The organism is Rhizobium sp. CB2179 (assembly GCF_057653455.1).
In genome coordinates this window covers 769583-786737 of record NZ_CM172781.1, presented here as the reverse complement: position 1 = coordinate 786737, position 17155 = coordinate 769583, and the positions used below count along the sequence as shown (strand labels likewise).

At 60.1% G+C, this 17155-nt stretch carries 21 protein-coding genes; 14 read left to right on the top strand and 7 right to left on the bottom strand.

Features of this window, described 5'->3' with window-relative positions:
- Positions 1-60 precede the first annotated feature (60 nt).
- The 3 genes from AC244Q_RS03825 to AC244Q_RS03815 are packed head-to-tail and all read right to left on the bottom strand — an operon-like array spanning position 61 to position 1389.
- A complete protein-coding gene (locus tag AC244Q_RS03825) occupies positions 61-672 on the bottom strand; it encodes an ATP-dependent Clp protease proteolytic subunit (protein ID WP_012756448.1) in 612 nt (203 codons plus the stop codon).
- A 46-nt stretch (positions 673-718) separates the two neighbouring features.
- Positions 719-1078 carry an SRPBCC family protein gene (locus tag AC244Q_RS03820; RefSeq protein ID WP_128408256.1) on the bottom strand — a complete coding sequence of 120 codons (360 nt, stop codon included), beginning with the start codon at positions 1076-1078 and terminating at the stop codon, positions 719-721.
- On the bottom strand, positions 1075-1389 hold the full coding sequence (locus AC244Q_RS03815) for an ArsR/SmtB family transcription factor (protein WP_012756446.1): 315 nt from the start codon (positions 1387-1389) through the stop codon (positions 1075-1077). The genes AC244Q_RS03820 and AC244Q_RS03815 overlap by 4 nt, the downstream gene beginning before the upstream one ends.
- Positions 1390-1699: 310 nt before the next feature.
- Between AC244Q_RS03815 and AC244Q_RS03810 the strand changes: the two genes are divergently transcribed.
- A complete protein-coding gene (locus AC244Q_RS03810; protein ID WP_128408257.1) occupies positions 1700-2560 on the top strand; it encodes a transglutaminase-like domain-containing protein in 861 nt (286 codons plus the stop codon).
- Between the two features lie 238 nt (positions 2561-2798).
- Here the strand turns inward: AC244Q_RS03810 and AC244Q_RS03805 are convergent, their stop codons facing one another.
- Both AC244Q_RS03805 and AC244Q_RS03800 read right to left on the bottom strand, forming a co-directional pair.
- Positions 2799-3605 (bottom strand): class I SAM-dependent methyltransferase, encoded by an 807-nt coding sequence (locus tag AC244Q_RS03805; RefSeq protein ID WP_128408258.1) that lies wholly within the window; start codon positions 3603-3605, stop codon positions 2799-2801.
- Between the two features lie 441 nt (positions 3606-4046).
- Positions 4047-4640: a TetR/AcrR family transcriptional regulator gene (locus AC244Q_RS03800; protein WP_128408259.1), complete on the bottom strand. Its 594-nt coding sequence runs from the start codon at positions 4638-4640 to the stop codon at positions 4047-4049.
- Positions 4641-4795: 155 nt separating this feature from the next.
- Here AC244Q_RS03800 and AC244Q_RS03795 point away from each other — a divergent pair, with 155 nt between their 5' ends.
- From AC244Q_RS03795 to AC244Q_RS03745, 11 genes are all read left to right on the top strand, one after another.
- On the top strand, positions 4796-5185 hold the full coding sequence (locus tag AC244Q_RS03795) for a RidA family protein (RefSeq protein ID WP_017993262.1): 390 nt from the start codon (positions 4796-4798) through the stop codon (positions 5183-5185).
- Between the two features lie 345 nt (positions 5186-5530).
- On the top strand, positions 5531-5848 hold the full coding sequence (locus AC244Q_RS03790) for a PepSY domain-containing protein (protein ID WP_033182801.1): 318 nt from the start codon (positions 5531-5533) through the stop codon (positions 5846-5848).
- A gap of 18 nt (positions 5849-5866) precedes the next feature.
- The gene (locus AC244Q_RS03785) at positions 5867-6463 is read left to right on the top strand and encodes a general stress protein (protein WP_128408260.1); all 597 of its coding nucleotides are present in this window, start codon (positions 5867-5869) and stop codon (positions 6461-6463) included.
- 263 nt (positions 6464-6726) lie between these two features.
- Positions 6727-7395, top strand: a complete 669-nt coding sequence (locus tag AC244Q_RS03780) for a RibD family protein (protein WP_128408261.1) — start codon at positions 6727-6729, stop codon at positions 7393-7395.
- On the top strand, positions 7392-8612 hold the full coding sequence (locus AC244Q_RS03775; protein WP_245460735.1) for an iron-containing redox enzyme family protein: 1221 nt from the start codon (positions 7392-7394) through the stop codon (positions 8610-8612). Before AC244Q_RS03780 ends, AC244Q_RS03775 begins: the two co-directional genes overlap by 4 nt.
- Positions 8609-8863, top strand: a complete 255-nt coding sequence (locus AC244Q_RS03770) for a Rieske (2Fe-2S) protein (RefSeq protein WP_128408262.1) — start codon at positions 8609-8611, stop codon at positions 8861-8863. Before AC244Q_RS03775 ends, AC244Q_RS03770 begins: the two co-directional genes overlap by 4 nt.
- On the top strand, positions 8860-9450 hold the full coding sequence (locus AC244Q_RS03765; RefSeq protein WP_128408263.1) for a CDP-alcohol phosphatidyltransferase family protein: 591 nt from the start codon (positions 8860-8862) through the stop codon (positions 9448-9450). The genes AC244Q_RS03770 and AC244Q_RS03765 overlap by 4 nt, the downstream gene beginning before the upstream one ends.
- Positions 9451-9729: 279 nt before the next feature.
- Positions 9730-10845: a sensor histidine kinase gene (locus AC244Q_RS03760; RefSeq protein WP_128408264.1), complete on the top strand. Its 1116-nt coding sequence runs from the start codon at positions 9730-9732 to the stop codon at positions 10843-10845.
- Positions 10846-10856: 11 nt separating this feature from the next.
- Positions 10857-11249 carry a response regulator gene (locus tag AC244Q_RS03755; RefSeq protein ID WP_012756433.1) on the top strand — a complete coding sequence of 131 codons (393 nt, stop codon included), beginning with the start codon at positions 10857-10859 and terminating at the stop codon, positions 11247-11249.
- Positions 11250-11500: 251 nt separating this feature from the next.
- The gene (locus tag AC244Q_RS03750; RefSeq protein WP_012756432.1) at positions 11501-12292 is read left to right on the top strand and encodes an aldolase; all 792 of its coding nucleotides are present in this window, start codon (positions 11501-11503) and stop codon (positions 12290-12292) included.
- 128 nt (positions 12293-12420) lie between these two features.
- Positions 12421-13017 carry a c-type cytochrome gene (locus tag AC244Q_RS03745; RefSeq protein ID WP_128408265.1) on the top strand — a complete coding sequence of 199 codons (597 nt, stop codon included), beginning with the start codon at positions 12421-12423 and terminating at the stop codon, positions 13015-13017.
- Between the two features lie 50 nt (positions 13018-13067).
- Here the strand turns inward: AC244Q_RS03745 and AC244Q_RS03740 are convergent, their stop codons facing one another.
- On the bottom strand, positions 13068-13418 hold the full coding sequence (locus AC244Q_RS03740; protein WP_128408266.1) for a cupin domain-containing protein: 351 nt from the start codon (positions 13416-13418) through the stop codon (positions 13068-13070).
- Positions 13419-14061: 643 nt separating this feature from the next.
- On the opposite strand from AC244Q_RS03740, the gene AC244Q_RS03735 reads away from it, so the two are divergent.
- Together AC244Q_RS03735 and AC244Q_RS03730 are read left to right on the top strand one after the other, a co-directional pair.
- Positions 14062-14739, top strand: a complete 678-nt coding sequence (locus AC244Q_RS03735) for a winged helix-turn-helix domain-containing protein (RefSeq protein ID WP_128408267.1) — start codon at positions 14062-14064, stop codon at positions 14737-14739.
- 128 nt (positions 14740-14867) lie between these two features.
- On the top strand, positions 14868-16298 hold the full coding sequence (locus AC244Q_RS03730; RefSeq protein ID WP_128408268.1) for a sensor histidine kinase: 1431 nt from the start codon (positions 14868-14870) through the stop codon (positions 16296-16298).
- Here the strand turns inward: AC244Q_RS03730 and AC244Q_RS03725 are convergent.
- Positions 16264-17067 carry a glycosyltransferase family 25 protein gene (locus AC244Q_RS03725; RefSeq protein WP_128408269.1) on the bottom strand — a complete coding sequence of 268 codons (804 nt, stop codon included), beginning with the start codon at positions 17065-17067 and terminating at the stop codon, positions 16264-16266. The genes AC244Q_RS03730 and AC244Q_RS03725 overlap by 35 nt on opposite strands.
- Between the last annotated feature and the right edge of the window lie 88 nt (positions 17068-17155).

The window sequence follows — 17155 nt, the reverse complement described above, 5'->3', positions numbered from 1 at the left end:
TAACCGATAGCCGCAGCAACGGTTCCGCCCCATCTGGACTCTTTGCGTCCATGAAACTGTCTATAGGCTGGCCGTGTCTTCCCGAACCGTTAGAATACGGTCGATAAGACCCCATTCCAATGCTTCTTCCGCCGTCATGAAGCGGTCGCGATCCATCCCGCGCTCAAAGTCTTCATAGGAGCGTCCGCAATGCTCCGCGTAGAGCCGCGTCATGCGCTGCTTGGTCTTCAGAATTTCTTCGGCATGAATCATCATGTCGGAAGCCTGCCCCTGGAAGCCACCGGATGGCTGGTGAATGAGGATACTGGCATTGGGCAAAGCAGCTCTTCCGCCGGCCTCGCCTGCCATCAGCAGGAACGATCCCATGGAACGGGCTGTCCCCATGCAAAGCGTATGAACCGGCGCGCGGATAAAGCGCATGGTGTCGTACATGGCGAGGCCGCTGGTCACGACACCGCCCGGAGAATTGATGTAAAGATTGATCGGCTTCTTTGGATTCTCGGCCTCGAGGAACAGTAACTGCGCGCAGACCAGAGCGGAAACGGTATCGTTGACCTCGCCGTTGAGGAAGATGATGCGTTCGCGCAGAAGGCGGGAGTAAATGTCAAAAGACCGCTCCCCTCTGCTGGATTGTTCTATGACCATAGGGACGAGTTGCATCGCTTCGCGCATCGGCGAACTCCAATCTTGCAGACATCAAAGGGGAGAGCTTACCGCGTCAGGCGGCGAGCATGAGGGGCGGACCGTTGCTGTTCGCGGGCGTTTTCGCCATCCGGTCAAGCCTCGCGTCGGTCAGCTCGTGGATAATGCGCAGGCGGGTGCCGCCGGTCGCGTTCGGGACGATCGTGAACGTCACCGTGCTTTCAAGGAAAGGCGGAGCGTCGTCGCGCAGGCTGTAACGGACCTCCTCGCCAGGTGTGATCGTGGCCGGGGTGGGATCGGCTAAAGCGTCTTTCGGCAACCAGTTTTCCCGAAATTCCGGAATGCTGATTGCACGCCAGACCTTTTGCGGCGGTTCATCCAGATCGAATTCCAGGTCGATGCCGTCTTTCCGCTCCTTGGCCTTTCCATCGTTCATTGGTCCATATCCTTCAGCAAGACCTTGAGAGCTTCGATGCGGGCAGGCCAGTAGGCGCGATATTTCGCCAACCATTGTGCGATGAGAGCCAGCCCGTCCGGATCGACTTCGTAATTCACGAAACGCCCCTGCCGTTCTTCCCTCACGAGCTTTGCGCTCCGCAAAACCGAGAGGTGTTGCGACATTGCCGGCTGGCTGATCTCCATGCCCTCACGCAGGGCACTGGCGTTCATGCCGCCCGCCGCCAGCTTCTCGAAGATCGCGCGGCGGGTGGGGTCAGCCAAGGCTCGGAAGATGTCACTCTCGATCATGCGAACACATAAGCACACACTTATGCGATTCGCAAGTCTATTTCGCGGCCGCAAAACTCTTCGAGCCCGAGACTATGCCAAGGCAATTCCCTAAAGTCCGCGATCGGCATATTTCCCGCTGTGCGCGCGGCGGATTTGCGCCAACAGCAGACATTGCCGGCATCGCAAAACCGTCTGTTCTGCGACGTTGCAAAAGTCAGGAAAACGAGTGTCGCTTTAATCGGGATTTTCGCGACAGGCACCCGATTGACAATTTTTGAAAATTTGCCCTTCTTGTCGTGTCTCAATCCTCGATCGGAGAGAGACGACAATGCGCAAAACCTTCTATGCCTCCCAAAGTATTTATTCGGAACCCGGCCCGTATCGTGAAGCCTTGATGCTCGGGGGCGACGCGCCGGAGTTGATTGCCCGGTGGATTAGCTCGTTCATGCAGCATCCTCGCGGTGCCGAGTCGAAGGAACGAGGCTTTACCACTAAACAGGTCATCGATCTGGAGCTTCGTTCCGTAACCGAGATTCTGGCTGTCGCCGCCGAGCGCAACTTGTTTGAAGGCGATCCTACGCAGATCAAGGTTGGTGGCCTCTGCCGGGATTTCGCAATTCTGGCAGCGAGCGCTTTTCGCGCCAAGGGTATCCCGGCACGTCTTCGCGTCGGTTTTGCCGACTACATCGTTCCCGACTTTTGGGAAGATCACTGGCTTTGCGAATGGCATGATGGCCAGCACTGGGAACGGCTCGATGTGGAATTTGCGGCGGCCGGTGGAGCTTCCTTCAACACATTGGACGTACCGCGCGAGCGGTTTCTAACCGCAAACGAGGCATGGTTTCGGATTAAAGACGAACCGGGCATCGCCTCGCGATTTGGCGTGTCGAGCCTCAACCTTGGGGGGGAGTGGTTCGTCGCGGGAAGCCTGCTTCGAGAAATCGCGGCCCTGCGTAAGCTGGAACTGAAGCCGTGGGATTACTGGGGTCTATCAAAGGACCTTTCCCCCATTTCAACCGAGTTGTCGCAACAGGCGAGGACAACGCTAGACCAGCTCGCTTCGCGACTCAGGAGCGCCGATGTTGACGGGGACGGCGAGCCGGAAACTACAGCGGACTGGCCTTTACCAAGGGAGGTTATCAGCTTCCCACAAGGCGAGCCTGTGGTTGTCGCGTTGCGAAACTCCTGACTTTTGCGACACGTCCGGTCTTTCCTGAAAGCGTTCGAGGATCCTCGCCGCAAAACTCTGTCGCAAAAGTTGGAGTTTCGCGGCGGATTTTTGCGACGGCCAATGACCGGTTTGGGTCGTTGGCGGCTTGGCAGCTTTTTGGCCGCCGAGGAACGACGGCTGATGATCAACCCGCGGGGTTAATGTCTGAAAACGGCCCACACCGGGCCCTCGCAGGCCCATTGCATGCTCTCCAGAATCAGGCTGGGACCAAGCCACGCACCACACGGAACATCATGGGAAATGACCGGGGTCCATCGGGCAAGCCAACCAGATACCCGGCACGAACATGCTGTTCGATCGAACCGCGGGCGTCGTCCGAAAGTGCCATCAATATGCTTGTGATGCTGCCTGGGCCGTCGGTGAACGTAGCCCAATAATCCGCGAAGGACCCATACTCGCAATCCACGACAACGGGAATTTCCGTCACCTCGACGAGGCCGATCTTCCGCCACAACGTCGCCTGACCATTAGGCCAGAAGAGCTGGCGCCCCGCCCGCATGGATCTCAGCCTGGCGAAGTCGGTTTCAAGCACGGCGCCGGTGTTAATAACGAGATCGAAGGCGGGCATGCCGCCCAAGAACTGAGTAACGGCGGACGCGACCACGCCGCCTGGACGGGTCACGCGCTTCATCTCGGCAACGACCTGTTCAATTTCCGGGATAACGTCCAGGGCCAGCGTGGAAACGGCCGCATCGAAAAAGTCAGTGTCGAACCGCATATGCCGGACATCGCCGTGTTCATAGGCGATATTGGGGTGGGATCGTCGACGGCGGGCTCCTTCCAGGTATCCCTCCGATGCGTCAACACCGATCACATGCGCTCCCGCTTCGGCCAGTGCTTTCGACAACACACCTGTCCCACATGCTACATCGAGCACGCGACTGCCCGGAGCAATATTGGCACGTGTGAGAAATGGGCTTGCCAGATGTTCGCTCCAGCGCCCTATGAATGTCTCGTAGACGTCAGGATCAGCCCAATTATATCGTAGTTCTGCGGCTTCCATCGCTTGCCATCCTCTCCCGATCAAGAATGGACCGTAACACGGCCATTCGGGTCGCGCGTATCGCCGTCACACCGGGCAATCCAGCGGAACCTTATTAACGCTTCTCAAGAAAATATGACACAGCGGGAACCCCTGAAATCACACTGGCCTTCCCCTCGGGCGGCTCCGAGGTACAGCTTTGTTGGTTTGACTAGTGTGATCCGCATAGGTCGCACGGTGGGAGCCCGCTTCGCCCACTACCTGCAATCCTTCAGCTTCGTAGGCCCATCCTACGCCATTGGCTTCCTCGCCCAGTGTTTCTGGTGGTGAACATAAACCGACGACCACCGATCAAGGCCGTGCCGCTTCACTACTCTCGCATCGAAGAGCGAGTAACGAGAAGGAGCCACTTTCGCCGTCACACGGTGAACGTCCCTTCGCTCGACTTTGGCCTTTGGTCGATCACAAACGCTGCACCAGCAAACCTGCCGCCAAGGCCTGAAAAGCCTCGACCGCCTTTGGCAGCACGCTTTGCGGATCTTCGCTGGCGGCGATCCAGAGAGCCGCATTGAGAGCGGCGCCGCTCAGCAATCGGGCGGCCGCTTCTGCGTCAAGCGGCTTGAGGATGCCTTGGGCGATCAGGCGCTCCACGGTGCTCTTGGTCACCTGCAGGCAATTGTTCTGGCTCGGCCACTGCGAGGGATCACCCAGCACCGCAGGTCCGTCGAGCAGGACGATGCGCTGGACTTCCGGATTGAGCGCCATCTCGATATAGGCCGCACCCTCGGCAAGCAGGCCCTGCCAATCACTGCCTGCGCGCGCTCCGATCTCCTGAGCGCGCACCGCCATCTCCGTGTCGATCTGATCGACCACCGCAGCCAGCAGCCCGCGCTTGTCTTGGAAATTGTGGTAGAGCGCGCCGCGTGTCAGGCCGACGTCAGCGGTCAATTCGTCCATCGATGCTGCCGAATAGCCCTTTTCCGCAAAGGTCTTGCGCGCCGCCGCGATCAGCTTGACGCGGTTTTCCTGCATCGTTTCACTGCGTTTCCTCGCCATTCAATCCCTCAATTTCAGATACGAAGCGTATATGGACTTGACATACGATGCGTATCTCATACATTTCACATACGAACCGTATATCAAATGGGGCGTGAGATGTGAAGCGATACGTCGCGCTCAACGGTCGTTGTCAACAATGAAGAGAGACCAGAATGACAAAACGCGAAGCAATCTTTCCGGCCGACCGGCATGCTCTTTACGAGAAGCACGGCTATTCCGCCGCGATCCGCTCCGGTGACCTGTTGTTTGTATCCGGGCAGGTCGGCAGCCGTTCGGACGGAACGCCGGAACCGGATTTCGAAAGCCAGGTGCGGCTCGCCTTTGAAAACCTGAAGGCGACGCTGAGCGCCGCCGGCGCAACGCTGGATGATATCGTCGACGTCACCAGCTTCCACACCGACCCCGAAAACCAGTTCGGAACGATCATGGCCGTCAAGCAGGAGATGTTCAGCACGCCGCCCTACCCGAACTGGACCGCCATCGGCGTCAACTGGCTCGCCGGCTTCGACTTCGAGATCAAGGTCATCGCCCGTATTCCGTGAAGTCACTGACACCGCCGGGGCTGCATCCGTCACCCGCACGAAGTGCCGGCAGGAGAGCGGCCCCGCGCTGCCAGCCCTGGGACACTTGACAGCAGCACAACTTTAGGAGTTAGAGGACCGACCTCACTCCGAGAGGTTTCCTCAAGGCGCCCGTGGATCGTCGGCTACCCTCCCTCGTTACTGTCTGCTTACATTGCCCCGGCACCGCAGAGAATGACCCCGCAGCCCGCCGCGTTGCCTTATATTTAGAAAAATCAATTGCATAATCTTCCGGAACAAAGAACTCCCTTGCGTGTTTTCAGCGCATGGATCGTCATCTGATCCGCAAAATGAGAGGAAACACATATGAAGAAGATCGTCTTTGCGGCGACAATTCTCTGCGCGTCTGCCGTTGCAGCCCTTGCCCAGACAACGCCGGCTCCATCTGCGGATGGAAATACACCTGCAGTTGCAACCCCGGACACCAAAAATCCGACTGCACCCGTCGAGGGCGCCAACAGCTTTACCGAAGCTCAGGCGAAGGATCGCATTACGGAAGCGGGTTACACCGACGTCAAGGATCTCAAGCTCGATGACAAGGGGATCTGGATGGCCGCCGGCATGAAGGACGGGAAAGCCGTCGCCATTGCCCTCGATTATCAAGGCAACATCGTCGCCAAGTAACCCCCAGGGAGAAACATCATGAGAACTGTAACCGGACTTTTCGACGACTATTCGGACGCTCGCTCCGCCGTCAGCAAATTGGAAGCGGCAGGCATTCCCTCAAACGACATCAGCATCGTCTCCAACAAGGCTGGCCGCATCGATCGCGACTCTGATGTTGGCGAGGATGCCGCGACGGGCGCCGGCATTGGCGCTGCCGTCGGCGGCGCCGGCGGCCTGCTGACCGGACTGGGCCTGATGGCCATTCCGGGTGTCGGGCCGGTGGTTGCCGCAGGCTGGCTGGCCGCGACTGCGGCCGGAGCCGTCGCCGGCGCTGTCGCGGGCGGTGCCGCGGGTGGCCTGATCGGCGCCCTCACCGACTCCGGCGTCCCGGAAGATGATGCCCACCTCTATGCCGAAGGTGTCCGCCGCGGCGGCAGCCTGGTCACGGCCAAGGTCGACGACGCCCGCGCCTCCGAGGCGCAGGCTATTCTCCAGGGTTCAAACTGGGTCGACCCGGTCGAACGCCGGCGTGCCTATAACGACCAGGGCTGGACCCGGTTCGATGACACGCTCGACCCATACGCCCCCGAGCAGATCGCGCAGGAGCGTGACCGCTATCGGCGGACGATCTAACCGGCCTTGAGACCAACCCTCCTTGTACGTCGCAAGGAGGGTTGAAGCGTTGGTCTCACGCATCAGTCGGTGGCCTGGATCCCTTGCTTCACCATCGAGTTGGAGGCGGGTGGAGCAAAACCCACGAATGGCCGCCCTTCGCCCCAAAGCCTCCCACTTCGCTCGATCCGTCTCCTCCAAAGACGCCGCACCCGATTTTCCTCCTCCCAATTGAACAATCATGGCGCAGTCGCATTAGAGTGTGCGGAGGAGGAGGACAAGAAATGGTTGAAATAACAACGCTGTCGGAGGTCACTATCGACGGCAAACTGTCGCTGGGGGCGACGGCTTCCAGCAAGGGTCTGTTCGATTTCTATGGCGACGATCTTCGCGCGTGGTTCCATGCCCAGAGAGCGGCACACGATGCCATAATGGTCGGTGCCGGCACCGTCCTTTCGGATGATCCAGAACTCACGGTGCGTCACGCACCAGGGCCAAATCCGTTGCGAATCGTACCCTCGTCCATGGGCACGCTGCCCCTCGACGCAAAGCTTTTGAACGACGGCCATCCGACGGTCCTCGTCGTCTCCCGCGCCGCGAAGGAAGCCGATATCGAAGCGCTCAAAAGCAAGCCCAATGTCGAAGTGGTGCGATGTGGCGAACGCCGAGTCGACCTCCCCGGCTTGATGAACATTCTCGATGATCGCGGGATCAAAAGCATGATCGTCGAAGGCGGAAGTCGCCTGCTGCACAGCCTGCACGAGGCGCGGTTGGTCCACCGGATAGTCATAAAACATATACCCGTTATCACTGGATCGGCGGACGCCCCGAGCTATATGCGCCCTGACGAATATAGTCGGGCATTCGAATTATCGAAATGGCGATTGGTCGAGTGCTTCACAAAGAGTGGGATTGCCGTGACGATCTACGAGCCTGGAACGGCGCGCACATGACCTTCATCGGAAAGCAAGATCTGCTGGATATTGGACAACGCCTCGCGGCGCGAGCAGGCGGAAATCCACCTTCGGTATATGATATTCGCATCGACGCTGAAGCTCTCCGCGACGATGAAGATCCCAGCCTTCGGCGATTTGTCCAACATCAAGCGCTGATGCGCAGTTATCAGGGTCGTTATGTCTTGCTGCCGAGCGCAGCGCCTGTCGGATCGATCCTGTCGCGGCTACAGCAGCACTACGATCCCCGCGAGATGCTGCGTCTCGACGAAATGCGCGCAAACCTTGAAGACGAACTGGTTGGCCCGCTGGTTGCCGAGGCACGCAGCCTTAGCCATAGACAAGATTGCGCCGGGTATGTGGCAAACCTCATACCCAATCTCAAAGCGAACAGGCCGAGCGGCTTCCTTGAGTTTTTGGATAGCTCGAGCAACCGGGATCATTATTACCGGAACTTTCTGCTTCAGTCCTCTGTCGATTTGCTGGCTGAAGCCTCCGCCTCCGCGCTCGGCGTCATCGGCGAATATGGGGAGCCTCAGTCCGCCCTATTCCGCATTCTCATTGATGAATTCGGATTCGGGGTCCACAACAAGAAACACAGCGTGCTCTACCGATCAACCTTGAGGGGGTTCGGACTCAGCGAAGAATACAATGCCTATTGGTCGTTGTTCGATACTCCGACTCTGGAACTGCACAATGTCATCCACTTCATGTTCCAGAGCCCTCGCAATTTGTTTCTTCAAATTGGCTTCCTGCTCTTCGCCGAAGCAAGCTACCAGCGATCCACGGAGGAGCACTTCCGGTATCTCAAGCGCTTCCATCCCGGCGTAGACGCGCATTACTTTGGCGAACATGCGCACATCGACATCCACCATTCCGCAATGGTTGCCGACGAAGTGGTCGCGCCCCTGGTGTCTAAATACGGTCCCGAGGTCGGCTCCGAGATCGTCGCCGGCGCCGAACTGACGAGACTGGCCTTCGAGCGGTCAGGAGATCATCTGCTGGCCGTCACTTTGGCGTTCGAGGCCGCGGTGAAGGCAGGACACGCCGAGTTTGGCATGCCGACAAATCTGACCTCGCCTGGTCGCTGCGCGGTGCCCGCGACGAACTGGAATACGGGTTCGGCTCTGCAGATCGGCGGCATTGGTTTTTTGACCGACCCGTCCGCCTTCAGGGTTTTTCCACCGTTGTCGGTCGGACGCGAGGTTGTGCCATGAGTGAGGCGGCAAGCTGGATCGGTCAGGACCTGCCCCCGATCGTCAGGGACGGAATAGAGTATTTTCTGCTTTCCTACCAAAGCGAGCTTTACCTGATCCCGAATAGGTGCCCTCACCGTGGAGGGCCGCTCAAATTTGGTTTCATCAATAAGCGTAATCAGATTGTCTGCCCGATGCATCACAACGCCTATTCTATTGAGAAGCTGATTGCACGCGATACGACCCTCAAACTGACCGCGGAGCCAGTATGAGCGTCGTCCATGGTTTGGTTTGGGAAGATGGTCCAATCAAGCTCGCCAACGTGGTGACGCTCAGTCGTGGCCTGTTGATAGCCCCTATATTGCTGCTTCTGAGCTATGGGTATGCTGGGCCGGCGCTTGTCCTCTACTTGATTGCATCCATGACCGACCTCGTCGATGGATGGCTCGCCCGACGGACGAAGCGAGCTTCCGAATACGGTGCCCGCCTTGACGCCATCGTCGACAACATCTTCTCCGTCGCCATTCTGTTTTTTCTACTCTCGTCATACCCCGGGCTCGCGTCCCGCCACGGAGTTGCGTTGACAGTCCTGTTCGGCGGCCCGGTGATCTATCTGCTCGTTTCGTGGCTGCTGACTCGACGCCTGCTGATGTTCCATTTTTGGTCCGCGAAGGCCGGCGCGCTTTTGCTATTCGCGTTGTGGCCGTTGCTTTATCTCACGGGATGGGAGGCCTTCGTTCCACTGGCTGCGACCGTCGTCGGGCTCAGCAGACTCGAACAGGTGATTTTCATTCTGCGCGGAGGTGTCGATCAGGATGCGCCACACATGTTCGCCTCGGTGGACCGGTCCCATGAGTAGCGTCTTACCCGCTCCTGCTGACGAACGCTCGCATCTGCTGTTGGTGGGACGCGCTTTCCGGAAAGGCCTCGACTTCCTGCTCTATGTCCTCTCTCCGAGACGATGAATAGTCGTCATCATCGGCTCATCGCGTCGACACGGCAGCCGCGATATTTAGTATGAAGGGATTACCTCTCAGGCGTGTTACGGTCTCTTTGTCGGGCTGAGCCCTTTGGCCGGTTGGCATCGTTGCCGAGTGATGACTTGCTTCGCGAGTCTCCGGCCCTTGAGGGCCTCTCCATGCAAAAGACACCCCCAGCGCATTTCGAAGCGGCGAGCACTCTTGCCGTGGTGGTATCGTCCAATGAACCGCTGCTGTTCCTCTCCGACGACCAGAAGGTCATCGCAGCGAGCGCATCCTTCTGCCGGGTCTTCGACATCGATCCCAAGACAGTTTGCGGCCGACGCCTCAGCGAAATTGGAAACGGCGAATGGGCAATGCCCCAGCTTGCGTCACTGCTGACGGCGACCGCCTTGGGCAGCGCCAACATCGAAGCCTACGAAATCGACTTTCGACGGCCAAACCAGAAAACACGGCACCTGGTCGTCAACGCGCGGACGCTCGATGATGGCGACATCGATCATATTCGCCTGCTTCTGGCCATCACCGATGTGACCGATATGCGCGCCGAAGCTCGGCTGAAAGATGATCTCGTTCGCGACAATGCGATCCTGCTGCAGGAAGTCCAGCACAGGGTCGCAAACAGCCTTCAGATCATTGCCAGCGTTCTCATGCAGAGCGCCCGGCGGGTCCAGTCGGAGGAAGCGCGCGGGCATCTCCACAACGCCCATCACCGGGTCATGTCGATTGCGGCCCTGCAACGCCAACTCTCCATGTCCAACAGCGGCAAGGTTGAACTCCGTACCTATTTCACTCAGCTTTGCCAAAGCCTCGGCGCGTCGATGATTGCTGACCCCGACAGGCTTTCGATTCAGGTGATGGTCGATGACAGCGCCGTGGAGGCGGACGTATCCGTACGCCTGGGGCTTGTCGTGACCGAGCTTGCCATCAACGCCCTCAAGCACGCCTTTCCCGTGGAACGACCAGGCGCAATCGTCATCGCCTATCGATCATCCGGCAAGGATTGGACTCTCTCCGTTACCGACAACGGCATCGGCATGCCTGCAGGTCGCGATGCACCAAAGGCGGGACTGGGGACCGGCATTGTGGAGGCGCTGGCAAAGAGCCTGCATGGTGACATTCAGTTAAGCGATGCGGGTCCCGGCACGGCCGTCACAATCCGCCACCGGGAAAGCGCCGGTTTGCGAACCGACCTTTCTACGGCGGCTTCGGAACCGAATGGCTTGCGAAACGCTATCCCTGCGGAGCCCATGCGGCTCGCACCTCCAATCTGACCGAGTGAGCAATGAATTATGGCAAAGCGGTCGTCCTGGTCGTCGAAGACAGCACGATTATTCGGATGAGTGCCGTCGATCTGGTCTTCTCTGCGGGTTACGAAGCGCTTGAGGCGTGCGATGCGGACGAGGCAATTCGTATCCTTGTGTCGCGAAACGACATCGATCTGGTTTTCACCGATGTTCAGATGCCCGGCACGATGGACGGCATCAAGCTATCCCATTACATCCGAAATCGGTGGCCGCCTGTCAGGCTGATCGTTGCCTCCGGCGCGGCAATCCTCGAAGAGAGCGATCTCCCCATGGGAAGCAGGGCCTTCTCGAAACCCTACGACAACCACGCAATTACCGATGCAATGGCTCATCTGCTGTCGATCGGGAACACGCCTGAGCTGGTAAGTTAAGTGTTTTACGACACCCCTTGGGTCGAGCCGCGGGTGAGACGATCCGCCATCCGCTGCGCCGACGGGGAGTTTAGCGGTAAGCGCCTCCCCCCTCCGTCATCTGAGGCCTCAGCCCGGGACGACGGAGGGTGGGTAAAAATATGCAGATGAAGCGAACCATCTTTGTCTCCAGCCGGCTTGATGCGAGGCTGATCCGGGCGTAATCCAGAACACAGCCACCCTCTCCTTCGACACCAATCTGAAACGACCCCATGGCGCACTCCCTCAATACAGCCCCCTCGCCCGCCGGCGGCCCCAACCAGCCGAAACTCGATACGGACGACATCTGGCAGGCCCGCGTCGATCTTGCCGCCTGCTTCCGGATGGCGGCAAGGCTCGGCATGGAGGAAGGGATCTGCAACCATTTCTCGGCCGTCGTTCCTGGATATGACGACCTGTTCCTCGTCAACCCTTATGGCTACGCTTTTGCCGAACTGACGGCCTCGATGCTGTTGATCTGCGACTTTCACGGCAACGTCGTGTCGGGCAGCGGGCAGCCCGAGGCCACCGCCTTTTACATCCACGCCAGGATTCACAAGAACATTCCCCGCGCCAAGGCGGCGTTCCACACCCATATGCCTTATGCCACCGCCCTTTCGATGACGGAGGGCGATCCCCTGATCTTTGCCGGGCAGACCGCCTTGAAATTCTATGGACGCACGGCCGTCGACCAGAACTATAACGGCCTGGCGCTCGATGCGCGCGAGGGCGATCGCATCGCCGCCGCGATCGGCGATGCCGACATCGTCTTCATGAAGCACCACGGCGTCATGGTCTGCGCGCCTAACATCGCCGAGGCCTGGGACGACCTCTATTACCTCGAGCGCGCCTGCGAAGTGCAGACGCTCGCCCTGTCGACCGGACGCGAAGTCCTTGCCGTCGCGCCTGAGATTGCGGAAGCGGCGTACCGGCAAATGCGCGAAGGCGACCCGGAGTCGGCCCGGCTCCATCTGGAGTCCGTGAAGCGCGCGCTTGATCGCAGCGAGCCCGAATACAAGCGCTGAGCCGCAGCGCGCGGTCTAGGGCGTGAACTCATAAAAACGCAGCCATAGTCGGATGGAGGCGACGGGGGTTCGCTCGCCAATGGTTGCATCTTCTGATAAGATCAGCCTCATACATCTGGAGGCCTCGCATGCCCTGCAGCAGCGCGCTCGCTCCATTCGTCATCGCCGCTCTGGCCCTCGGTCCGCTGCCGGCTGGAGCGCAGAACAATGCTGCGCCACCGCCGGCGGCAATCTCCCATAAGGCCAAGCTTTGCCAGATGTGTCACGGTAGGAAAGGTCTGCCGACTGTTAAGAACACGCCGATCATTGCCGGCCAGCACGAGTCCTCTTTGCTGATAGCTTTGCAGGAATATCGCAATGGAGCGCGCACCGACGACCTCATGGGCCGGATCGCGAAGGATCTTTCCGACGACGACATGAAGGCGCTTGCGGCCTACTTCTCCGCACTGCCTTGGCCCGCCTACCGCGAGCCGGCCGACGCAGCGAGCATGACCCGCTTCCAGGCGCTCGACGTCGAGAAGAAGTGCACCTCGTGCCACCGGGAGGGTTTCGTCGGATACGCCAACACTCCGCGCGTCGCAAATCAGAAGCTGGACTACCTGATCAAAACCCTCTCCGACTTTCACGATAATAAGCGCCCGAACATGCCCAGCATGACGGCCTTGGTGCGCAATTTGTCGGCCGACGACATCGCTGCCATGGCTCACTATCTTGCCGGCCTCTGACGATCAGTTCGGGGTCGGCGATCGACCGAATAGGGCCGCCGCACGGCGCTCTAGGCGTGTGCCGGCCGCCAATGCGGATAGGTGACATAGGCGGTGAGCGCGCCCTCCTCGAGCGAGCGGATGGTCACCGTTTCACCTTTGGGCATGTAGACGATCTCGCCAGGCCCGGCGGTGACCGTTCCCCCGTCCGTCGAGACCGAAAGCCGGCCTTCCAGAACGATCATCACGTCATCAACCGCCATCGTCTCGCTCAGGCTCTGGCCGGGCGCGTAACGTCCATAACCGATGGTGATCGGCCCTCCGTGCCGCTCGTCGACCAGATTGCCGACGGAGATGTCTGCCTCCTGTCCGGGGGAACGCTCCAACGACGCATCGGCGATCGTAAACTTCCGCATCTTCATCGTCTTCCTCCTTTGCCGTGTGCAGAGGTAGCGCGGAAATTTTACACGCCAAGACGGATGGGAGACGCACGAGGAGGAGGTTGCCGGTCTTGTGGTCCCCTCGCCAGCGAGAAAGCTGGGGCGAGGCATGGCGACACGCTTCCCCTCACCCTCCGTCATCCCAGGCCTTGAGCCTGGGATCCATTGCCCGCTGCTGATGAATGCCGGCGTGGATCCTCGGGTCAAGCCCGAGGAAGACGGAGGGTGGGGTGAGCTCTGCGGCAAGTACACCGGCAACAACCGTGAAAATCGACATATCTTTCGGACTGGCTTCGCAGCCAACCGGAGCGAGAGGCGGCAGGCCAGCCCCGTCCTTCGAGGCCCCTTCGGGGCACCTCAGGATGAGGCTGGAGAGAGGTTGCAGCCTGAGCCAACGGGAAGCGCGGCGGCAAGACGCGCCGGTAGCCCGAGGCAAGCACCATGGTTAGCCCTCATCCTGAGGTGCGCAGGCCAAAGGCCGGAGCCTCGAAGGACGAGGGCGGGTGGCGACACGGTTGCGTCTGAAGCCACTCCCCCGCCCATCACCTTACCAATCCGTAAGTTGTGGCCAAGCCGTCCTCTCGGCTAAATCTCGCCATCCAGGCATACGGGAATGATCGGGCTGATGCGAATCCTGCTTATCGAGGACGATATCAAGACCTCCGATTATATCGCCAAGGGCTTCTCCGAGGCCGGGCATGTCTGCGACGTGGTTGGCGACGGCCGCGATGGGCTGTTTCAGGCGCAGCGCGAGGCCTATGACGTCATCGTCGTCGATCGCATGCTGCCGGGTCTCGATGGCCTGGCGATCGTGCGTTCACTGAGAGCTGCCAAGGTCGGCACATCGGCGCTGTTCCTGACATCGATCGGCGGCGTCGACGATCGGGTCGAGGGGCTGGAGGCGGGCGGCGACGATTATCTGGTCAAGCCCTTTGCCTTCTCCGAGCTGATGGCGCGCGTCAATGCGCTTGGCCGGCGGCCGCCGGTGCAGGAGCAGAGGACGGTGCTGAAGGTTGCCGATCTCGAGCTCGATCTGATCCGGCGGGAGGCCCGCCGCGCCGGCCAGGTGATCGAGCTGCAGCCGCGCGAATTTACCCTGCTCGAGGTGCTGATGCGCGGCGAAGGCCGGGTCATCACCAAGACGATGCTGCTGGAGCGGGTCTGGGATTTCCATTTCGATCCGAAGACCAGCGTCGTCGAGACCCATATCAGCCGGCTGAGAGCCAAGGTCGACAAGCCGTTCCAGGTCCAGCTTCTGCATACGGTCCGCAACACCGGATACAGCCTGCATGCGCCTCGCTAGAACAGGATGATTTCAGGGCCTATCGTCCTGAAAATCTCAAAACCTGTCCGCAACTTAAAGAGTAAGAGCATGATGTCGTCCGAAAACCGCGCACACTTTTCGGCATCATGCCCGGAAAGAGTGAGAGCATGATGTCGTCCGAAAACCGCGCACACTTTTCGGCATCATGCTCGAGCCTGCGCAGGAGCACGCCGTTCCGGCTTGCCGTCACCTTCGGCGTGCTCTTCGTCGTCACCTTCATCCTGAGCGGCGCGATCATCTACCACATGCTGCGCCTCGGCCTTGAGCGGGATCTCGAACAGTCGCTCCACGAGATGAATTCGCTCATCGTCTCGACCTACAATCCCGGTGACACCGAGGATCTGGTCAACACGCTGAACAATTATGCAAGCTTCCAGTCGACCTCCGACGGGCTCTATTCGCTGACGGATGCAGGCGGGCGCAAACTTGCCGGCAATTTCGCCGCACCCCGTATCCCGAACGGCGTCTATACCGTCACCTCCAGGGATGTCGGGCTGAAGGGGCATGAACGCTACCGGATGCAGGTCTCGACCATCGGCCCCTACAGCCTGGTGGTGGCGGAAAATTTCAACGATGTCGACGAGATGCTGCGGATCGTGCTGGTCAGCTTCGAATGGGCCGCCGCGATCGTCGTCGCGACCGCGATCGGCGGCGGCGTCTTTCTCGCCGTTCGCGCCCAGGCGCGGCTGGACAGGGTCGCCCTTACCATGAACGAGGTCTCCCACGGCGCGCTCGACGCCCGCATTGCCATCACCGGCAACGGCGACGATCTCGATACGGTGGCGATCCAGATCAACGCGGCGCTGGAGCGGCTGCAGAGATTGGTCGAGAGCATGCGGCAGGTGAGCGCCGATATCGCCCACGATCTGAAGACGCCACTGAACAGGCTGCGCCTGACGCTGGATGCAGCGGTAGCCGGCAACGACCAGCAGGCGGATGTTTCGGCGCTGCTTGACGAAGCGAGACACGAGAGCGATCGGATCAACGCCACCTTCGAGGCGCTGCTGCGCATTTCCCAGATCGAGGCCGGCGCTCGCAAGGAGCGTTTCCAGGCAACCGATATCGACGCCGTGCTTGCGGTGATTTCCGAAGTCTATGTCGATGTCGCCGAAGACGCGCTGATGGCGCTTGATATCACGGAGCGCTGTCCCGCTCTCATCCGGGGCGACCGTGATCTGTTGACGCAGATGATCGCCAACCTGGTGGAAAACGCGATCAACCACTGCCCTGATGGAACCGGTATCACCGTTTCGCTCCGCTGCCAGGGCGGCCGCGCTATCGTCTCGGTCGCCGATACCGGCCCCGGCATTCCCGCCGGCGAAAGGGACAAGGTCTTCCGGCGTCTCTACCGGCTCGACAAGAGCCGCGCGACGCCGGGAAGCGGCCTCGGGCTCAGCCTCGTCAAGGCGATCGCCGACCTGCATTCGGCTAAGATCACCATGGCGGACAATCATCCCGGCCTCATCGTTTCGATCGGCTTCCCGCTGATCTCGGCGGCAGGTCCTAATTTCGCATCCGCCATGCCGCGAGCCGGCTGAAGCGGGCGGCAAAGCGGCGCAGCTCGGCGGCAGCGCGATACGGCAGCACGCTCCACGGCCGGCGGCGGCCCAGCCGGTAGGTCGAAAGCCCTGCCTGGATCTGCGAGCAGGGATCGGCCCTTTGGCTGACCGGCAGCGGATCGACGAAGCAGGCGCTCAGCCCATCATCGAACTCCAGATCGAAGGCGAGATCATAGGGCAGGCGCATGGGGACAAGCACATCGGCAATCCAGCCCGCCGCCTTGCGATTGATCAGATAGGCGCCGGAGCCCTTCTCGCGGGTCAGCGCGATGGCGAGCGAGCGCGACGCGGTCAGCGGCTCCACCTTGTGCTTTCGCCCGGTATTGACGGTCGACAGCCGCAGAATGTCCCAGCGCGCCTGGTGCTTAAGGGCGGCGTCGAGCAGCTCGGCCAGATCGTCATCGAAATCGAGATCGTCCTCCAGAATGAGCGCGAACTCGGCATGGCTGCCGAGGAACCGCCTGGCGCATTCGACGTGGCTCAGATAACAGCCGATCTCGAAAGGGTTCGGCCGGCGGCCGTGCTGGCGGAGATAGGCTGCTTCGTCAAAGCCCGGATGCGGCAGGCTCAGCCCTGCGCCATCGACCGCCGCCACACGCTCGAAGGCAAGGCCGAAGCTTGCCAGCAGGCGCTCCATTCGAAACCTGCGCAATGGCGCACGGTCGAGATTGATCAGGTAGGTGTTCACCCGCAGGCTGACCGGATGAAGGGCCGGCATAAGGGTGGCAGGAGCGGCGCGCATGTTCATGAAAGAGCTGACCTTCAACTTGGCAATGATGGCGCCAAGCCTGCGCTCCAAACCTCACGGGGACCTCGCTGGAACTATACATTTTGGT

Coding starts and splice junctions, on each gene's coding strand:
- AC244Q_RS03770 (WP_128408262.1), top strand. CDS start 8,609: ATGAGTGAGGCGGCAAGCTGGATCGGTCAGGACCTGCCCCCGATCGTC.
- AC244Q_RS03725 (WP_128408269.1), bottom strand. CDS start 17,067: ATGAACATGCGCGCCGCTCCTGCCACCCTTATGCCGGCCCTTCATCCG.
- AC244Q_RS03810 (WP_128408257.1), top strand. CDS start 1,700: ATGCGCAAAACCTTCTATGCCTCCCAAAGTATTTATTCGGAACCCGGC.
- AC244Q_RS03805 (WP_128408258.1), bottom strand. CDS start 3,605: ATGGAAGCCGCAGAACTACGATATAATTGGGCTGATCCTGACGTCTAC.
- AC244Q_RS03795 (WP_017993262.1), top strand. CDS start 4,796: ATGACAAAACGCGAAGCAATCTTTCCGGCCGACCGGCATGCTCTTTAC.
- AC244Q_RS03820 (WP_128408256.1), bottom strand. CDS start 1,078: ATGAACGATGGAAAGGCCAAGGAGCGGAAAGACGGCATCGACCTGGAA.
- AC244Q_RS03750 (WP_012756432.1), top strand. CDS start 11,501: ATGGCGCACTCCCTCAATACAGCCCCCTCGCCCGCCGGCGGCCCCAAC.
- AC244Q_RS03760 (WP_128408264.1), top strand. CDS start 9,730: ATGCAAAAGACACCCCCAGCGCATTTCGAAGCGGCGAGCACTCTTGCC.
- AC244Q_RS03785 (WP_128408260.1), top strand. CDS start 5,867: ATGAGAACTGTAACCGGACTTTTCGACGACTATTCGGACGCTCGCTCC.
- AC244Q_RS03800 (WP_128408259.1), bottom strand. CDS start 4,640: ATGGCGAGGAAACGCAGTGAAACGATGCAGGAAAACCGCGTCAAGCTG.
- AC244Q_RS03735 (WP_128408267.1), top strand. CDS start 14,062: ATGCGAATCCTGCTTATCGAGGACGATATCAAGACCTCCGATTATATC.
- AC244Q_RS03790 (WP_033182801.1), top strand. CDS start 5,531: ATGAAGAAGATCGTCTTTGCGGCGACAATTCTCTGCGCGTCTGCCGTT.
- AC244Q_RS03815 (WP_012756446.1), bottom strand. CDS start 1,389: ATGATCGAGAGTGACATCTTCCGAGCCTTGGCTGACCCCACCCGCCGC.
- AC244Q_RS03775 (WP_245460735.1), top strand. CDS start 7,392: ATGACCTTCATCGGAAAGCAAGATCTGCTGGATATTGGACAACGCCTC.
- AC244Q_RS03825 (WP_012756448.1), bottom strand. CDS start 672: ATGCGCGAAGCGATGCAACTCGTCCCTATGGTCATAGAACAATCCAGC.
- AC244Q_RS03780 (WP_128408261.1), top strand. CDS start 6,727: ATGGTTGAAATAACAACGCTGTCGGAGGTCACTATCGACGGCAAACTG.
- AC244Q_RS03745 (WP_128408265.1), top strand. CDS start 12,421: ATGCCCTGCAGCAGCGCGCTCGCTCCATTCGTCATCGCCGCTCTGGCC.
- AC244Q_RS03740 (WP_128408266.1), bottom strand. CDS start 13,418: ATGAAGATGCGGAAGTTTACGATCGCCGATGCGTCGTTGGAGCGTTCC.
- AC244Q_RS03755 (WP_012756433.1), top strand. CDS start 10,857: ATGAATTATGGCAAAGCGGTCGTCCTGGTCGTCGAAGACAGCACGATT.
- AC244Q_RS03730 (WP_128408268.1), top strand. CDS start 14,868: ATGATGTCGTCCGAAAACCGCGCACACTTTTCGGCATCATGCTCGAGC.
- AC244Q_RS03765 (WP_128408263.1), top strand. CDS start 8,860: ATGAGCGTCGTCCATGGTTTGGTTTGGGAAGATGGTCCAATCAAGCTC.